Annotated in this window: 5 protein-coding genes; 4 read left to right on the top strand and 1 reads right to left on the bottom strand. The window is 64.0% G+C overall.

Annotated features, from left to right (window positions below):
* The coding region (locus EN893_RS15025) for an ATP-binding cassette domain-containing protein (RefSeq protein WP_164900881.1) at positions 1 to 1134 on the bottom strand (1134 nt) is incomplete at its 3' end.
* A gap of 190 nt (positions 1135 to 1324) precedes the next feature.
* Between EN893_RS15025 and EN893_RS15030 the strand changes: the two genes are divergently transcribed.
* From EN893_RS15030 to EN893_RS15045, 4 genes are all read left to right on the top strand, one after another.
* The gene (locus tag EN893_RS15030; protein ID WP_127269473.1) at positions 1325 to 2683 is read left to right on the top strand and encodes an LLM class flavin-dependent oxidoreductase; all 1359 of its coding nucleotides are present in this window, start codon (positions 1325 to 1327) and stop codon (positions 2681 to 2683) included.
* Between the two features lie 21 nt (positions 2684 to 2704).
* Entirely contained in the window at positions 2705 to 3481 is a 777-nt protein-coding gene (locus EN893_RS15035) for a DUF427 domain-containing protein (protein ID WP_127269474.1), read from the top strand.
* A gap of 32 nt (positions 3482 to 3513) precedes the next feature.
* Entirely contained in the window at positions 3514 to 5151 is a 1638-nt protein-coding gene (locus tag EN893_RS15040) for an ABC transporter substrate-binding protein (RefSeq protein WP_127271029.1), read from the top strand.
* Between the two features lie 7 nt (positions 5152 to 5158).
* Positions 5159 to 5969 (top strand): ABC transporter permease (locus tag EN893_RS15045; RefSeq protein ID WP_164900883.1); only part of this gene is annotated, 811 nt, incomplete at its 3' end.

Consider the following 5969-nt stretch of genomic DNA (forward strand, 5'->3'; position numbering starts at 1 on the left):
CATCTGCACGTCGCGGCGTTCGGCAAGGTTTCTCTTCTCGACGCGCGGCGCGACCGTCCTGCCGAACAGCTCGACCGATCCGGCATTGGGCATCTGCAGGCCGGTGACGATGCGTGCCAGGGTCGACTTGCCCGAACCGGACTCGCCTATCAGCCCGAAGGTTTCGCCCTGGCCGATGTCGAGATCGATGCCGTGCAGCACTGGCTGGCTGCCGAAGGCATGACTGATGCCTTTGCAGGCGATCGCGACCCGGCGTTCTTTTGGCAAGCCGGCGTCTTCGCCTTGGGCTATGGGGTGCGCTGGCACGCCGTCCGTCTCCGCCAGTCTTCCGTCCCGCTTGGTGTAGTTGAGCGCCGGGATCGAGGCGATGAGCGCCTTGGTGTAGGCGTGAGAGGGGTTGTCGAAGACATCGCCCGCAACGCCGCTTTCGACCACGGTTCCCGCCTGCATCACCGCCACCCGGTCGCAGGAGCGGCGGATCATGTTGATGTCGTGGCTGATCAGCAGGATGCTGGTTTTGTGATCCTTGCGCAGGTCGGAGAGGATGGCGATGATCTCGGACTGGACGCTGGCGTCGAGCGCCGTCGTCGGCTCATCCAGCACCAGCAGCGACGGGTCGAGCGCAATCGCGATGGCGATGTTGGCGCGCTGCTGCATGCCGCCGGAGAGTTCGTGCGGATAGAGATCCAGCACACGCTCCGGATGGCTGACGCGGACCCGGCCGAGCAGTTCGGCCGCACGCTCGCGCGCCTCGTCGAGGCGAACCGGGCGGTGCCGCATGATCGTCTCGGTGATCTGCCGGCCGATCGTCATGCTTGGATTGAGCGCCGCGCCCGGATGCTGGTAGACGGCCGCGATTTGATTTCCCCTGAGCCGGCGGAGCTGCTCGGCGGAAAGGTCGCGGATTTCGCGGCCCTGGAATTCAAGCGCTGAGGCCGCGATACGGGCGTTCTTCGGCAGATAACGCAGGATGGCGAGCGCCACAGAGCTTTTGCCCGATCCTGACTCGCCGACCAAGCCGAGCGCCTCGCCTTCGCGGATGTGCAGCGACACGCCGCTGACGGCGGGATGCGATCCCTTGCGCCCGTCATAGGCGACGGACAGCTGGTCTACGTTCAGAACTGAGGAGGACATGGGGACTTGAAACCACTTTCTTCCAGCGCCGCCATCGAGGGCAATAGCTTCCGCTTTCGGAGTGCATTATCTCTATAAAATTACTCGGATTAAGCCGGAGCGCAATCTACCTTTCTCGCATCAGCAGAGATTGTCGCGGCTTAGGCAAGCAGCGCGACGGTCTCCGGAGCAGATCTGGAAGGAGGCCGTCATGGCTCGAGACCACATGATCCTCAGCGCATTCTTCTTCAACCCGCAGGGCGATCATCGGATGTCCTGGCGCCATCCCAGGGCGCCGGGGCGGGAGGTGCTGGACTTCGAATTCTACCGCGATCTCGTGCAGGCGGCCGAGCGCGCCAGGATTGACACCATCTTCGTCGCCGACCACGTTTCGATTTGGGATTCGGTCAAGAGCGGCGTCGCCCACTACGCCAATGCCCGCCTCGAACCGCTGACGCTGCTCTCGGCGCTGGCGGGCGTGACCAAGCATATCGGCCTGATCACCACGGCATCGAGTTCCTACAGCGAGCCCTACAATGTGGCGCGCATGTTCGCCTCGCTCGACCACATCAGCAAGGGCAGGGCGTCGTGGAACGTCGTCACCTCGGCGATGGACGAGGAGGCGCGCAATTTCGGCCGCGACGGCAATATCGAACATGCGTTCCGCTACGAGCGTGCGGCCGAATTCCTCGATATCGTCAAAGCGCTGTGGGACAGCTGGGAAGACGAGGCGCTGCTGATCGACAAGGCGTCGGGCTATTTCGCCGACCCCGACAAGGTCCATCCCATCGATCACAAGGGCAAGCACTTCAAAGTCCGCGGCCCGCTCAACGTCTCGCGGCCGCCGCAGGGCCATCCGCTGATCGTCCAGGCGGGCTCCTCGGAGGACGGCAAGAACTTCGCCACCGCCCAGGCCGATGCGCACTTCGCCATCTACAGCACCAAGGAAGATGGCATCAAATACCGTCAGGATATCAACGAGCGGCTGGCCCGCCACGGCAGGCGGCCGGAGAGCTTCAAGATCCTGCCCGGCATCCTGCCTGTTGTCGCCGCCTCCGAAGCAGAAGGCCGGGAAAAGCAGGAATACCTGCAGACCTTGCTGCCGGATCAGGTCGGCATCGACCTTCTGTCCAGCTGGAGCGGGTTGGACCTGTCGCTGTTCCCGCCGGACGGGCCATTGCCGCCGCTGCCGGACGAGAGCACGTTCAACGGCGGACGCACGTCGCTCAACCGGGTCAGGCAATGGGCGAAGCAGAATCTCAGCCTGCGCGAGATCGCCCGCAAACTCGCCAACAGCGGTTCGGTGCCGACCGTCGCCGGCACGCCGGTACAGATCGCCGACCAGTTGCAGGACTGGTTCGTTTCCGGTGCCGCCGACGGCTTCAACTTGATGTTCCCGCTGCTGCCCGAGGACTGGGTGAATTTCGCCGAACAGGTGGTTCCGGAGCTGCAGCGGCGCGGCGTGTTCCCGACCGAATACGCGCCGGGAACGCTGCGCGACCGCTTCGGCCTGGCGCGGCCAGCCAATCGCTTCGCCGAACAACGCGACAATGCGCGCGCGGTGTCCTGACGTCAGGCCGGGAGAACGATCATGACCGTTGCACCAAGATTGCAGCCGCGCGAAGCCACCGCGCCGCAGCTCGTCAATGTCCTGCACAGCCCCAAGCGCGTGCGCGTCAAGTTCGGCGGCCGCACCATCGCCGACAGCCGCAACGTGCTCGTGCTGCGCTCCAACCATTTCCTGCCGATCTATTTCTTCCCGCCGTCAGCGGTCGACCCGTCGGTGCTGAGACCCTCACCGCATCGCGAACCGCACCCGGTCGGTGGCGAAACCGCCTATTGGGATATCGACAGCGGTGACAGGCGCAGCGCCAACGCGGCCTGGGCGTTCGTGTCGCCACCGGATGAAAACCTGGCGCCTCTGGCCGGCCGCATCGCCTTCACCTGGAAAGCCGTCGACCAATGGTTCGAGGAGGAAGAGGAAGTCTTCGTCCACGCCCGCGATCCCTACGCACGCATCGATGTGCTGCAGAGCTCCAGCCATGTGCAGGTCTGGTTCGACGGCGAGCCGATCGCCGACAGCCACCGCCCGGTTCTGCTGTTCGAGACGCATCTGCCAACGCGTTTCTATCTGCCGGCGGAAGACATCCGGCTGGAGCGGCTGACGGCGTCCGTCACAACGACGCGATGTCCTTACAAGGGCATCGCCTCCTATTGGTCCGGCCTGCTGAGCGACGGCTCGGTGCGCCCTGACATCGCCTGGAGCTACCGGGATCCCATAGAGGAAATGCCCAAGATCAAGGGCCTCATCGCGTTCTATCCGCAGGCCGTCGACCGCATCCATCTCGACGGCGAACCCGTCGCATAGCTTTCAATCTTCATTTCAAGGCAGGGTTTAACATGACCAAACTCAGAGATATCGACGCAGTTCGCAATCTGTCGGGGGACATCTGGAATGTCGCCGTCGACGAATATCAGGGCGGCTTTCTCAAGCGCCGCGATCTCCTGAAATACGCCGCACTGCTCGGCCTGACCGGCTTTGCCGCTTCCCAAGGGCTTGGAGGCGCGCGCGCCGCGACTGCTGCCGGCGGCACGGTTCGCGTCGGGCTCGGCCAGCCGACCAAGGCGATCGATCCGGTTTCGGTCACCGATCCGGCCAGCATCGGGGTGATCAGCCAGGTCGGCGAGTATCTGATCCTCGACGATCCGAAGGATGGTCTGCAGCCGAAGCTGGCTCTGTCCTGGGAAGCAAACGAGACGGCCAGTCGTTGGACCTTCAAATTGCGGCCAGGGGTGAAATTCCACGATGGCCGCGCGGTCACCGCTAGGGATGTTGTGGCGAGCTTCGAGCGGCTGGTCGATCGGGCCAGCGGCTCGTCGGCGCTGTCCGCCTACAAGGGCATCCTGTCCAAGGGCGGCGCCAAGCTGGTCGACGACGAAACCGTCGCCTTCGATCTCGACGGCCCAAACAGCAACTTCCCCTTCTATGTCTCCTCAGACGTCTACAATGCCGTCATCCTGCCGGCCGACTATGCCGGCGATTTCGAGAAGAGTTTCAACGGCACCGGTCCGTTCAAGCTCGAATCCTTCCGTCCCAAGCAAGGCGCCAGCTTCGTTCGCAATGAAGACTACTGGGGCGACAAGGCGCTGCCCGACCGGGTCGAGATCAAGTTTTTCGACGACGAGCAGGCGCAGGTGCTGGCGCTGCAGGCCGGCCAGCTCGACGTCATCCCGAGCACGACGCGCCTGGAGCTGGCGATCGAGGGCAATCCCAATTTCAAGCTGCTGAGCGTGCAGGCAAGCTCGCATGACCAGGTGCATCTCAGAACCGACCAGGCGCCGTTCACCGACAAGCGCATCCGCCGCGCGCTGGCGCTCACCATCGACCGCGAGGCGGTGGTCAAGGGCCTGCTCAAGGGCCGCGCCATCGTCGGCAACGACACCCCGTTCGCGCCGATCTTCCCTTCCGCCGATCCGTCGGTGCCACAGCGCAAGCAGGACATTGCGGAAGCCAAGCGCCTGCTTGGTGAGGCGGGTGTGCCGAACGGCTTCGAGGTGACGCTGACCACCGAACGCGCCTATGACATTCCCGACTATGCGGTGATCATCCAGAACTTCGCCAGGAAGGCCGGCATCGACGTCAAGCTCAACGTCCTGCCGCAGGACGCCTATTACGGCTCGGCGACCTTCGGTAGCTCGCCCTGGCTGGATTCGGTGCTCGGCATCACCGACTACGGCCATCGCGGCACGCCCGACATCTTCCTCAACGCCACGCTGAAGAGTTCGGGAGCCTGGAACGCGGCGCATTTCAACAACCCGGCCTATGATGCGCTGCTGCTCGACTACTCGAAGGCGCGTGATCTGCAGGCACAGCGCCTCGTTGCCGGCAAGATCCAGACCTTGCTGCTCGACGAGACGCCGGCGATCATCAGCTACTTCTCGCAATACAGCCGGATCGTCAGCTCGAAGGTCGAGGGCGTCCGCTTCACCGCGATCTCGCATCTGCTGCTCGATCGCGTTTCCTTCGTCCAGGCATGATCGCGACATGCTGACCGGTCGCATTCTGTCAGCGCGTCTGGGCACACTTGTCCTCACGCTGTGGCTGGTCAGCATCCTGGTGTTCTTCGCCGGGCAGGTCCTGCCCGGCGATGTCGGCCGTGTGATGCTCGGGCCTTTTGCCGATGCGCAGGCGGTGGCGGAACTGAACAAGCGGCTGGGCGCCGATCAGCCGGTTCTCGTCCAGTACTGGCTCTGGTTCAGCAAGGCCGTCACCGGTGACTTCGGCACCTCGCTGTCGATGCGCGGGCCGGTGGCGCCCTTCGTGCTGGAAAGCCTCAAGCGCTCCGCCGCCCTTGCCGGCATTATTCTGATTTTTCTCATTCCGCTGGGCGTTGGTGCCGGCGTCGTTGCCGGTCTCAATGCGGGCCGCTTGATCGACCGGCTGATCGTGATGGCAGGCGTCTCCTTCGGCATTGTGCCTGATTTCGTTTCTGGCCTGATGCTGCTCATCGTTTTCGGCCTGTGGCTGAACTGGTTCCCGATCTCCGGTGTTGCGCCCGATGGCGCGGGCTTCTGGACGCATGGCTATTATCTGATCCTGCCGGCGCTGCCGCTGGTGCTGAACCTTGCCGGCTACATCGCCCGGATGACGCGGGCAGGGGTGATCGAGGCAATGGCCGCCGATTATACGCGCACCGCCGTCCTGAAAGGGCTCGAGCGGCGCGAGATCATCTTTCGGCACGTGCTGCGCAACGCGCTGACGCCGACCATCGCGGTGCTGGCGACGCAGACCGGCTACATGCTTGGCGGGCTGGTGGTGATCGAGGCGCTGTTCGGCATCCAGGGGCTTGGCAATC

It is taken from the genome of Mesorhizobium sp. M7A.F.Ca.CA.004.04.2.1, assembly GCF_004022825.1.
In the GTDB taxonomy this organism is placed as follows: Bacteria; Pseudomonadota; Alphaproteobacteria; order Rhizobiales; family Rhizobiaceae; genus Mesorhizobium.

Bases quoted from the DNA above. Each gene is read 5' to 3' on its own strand.
- EN893_RS15030 (WP_127269473.1), top strand. From the start codon at position 1,325: ATGGCTCGAGACCACATGATCCTCAGCGCATTCTTCTTCAACCCGCAG.
- EN893_RS15040 (WP_127271029.1), top strand. From the start codon at position 3,514: ATGACCAAACTCAGAGATATCGACGCAGTTCGCAATCTGTCGGGGGAC.
- EN893_RS15035 (WP_127269474.1), top strand. From the start codon at position 2,705: ATGACCGTTGCACCAAGATTGCAGCCGCGCGAAGCCACCGCGCCGCAG.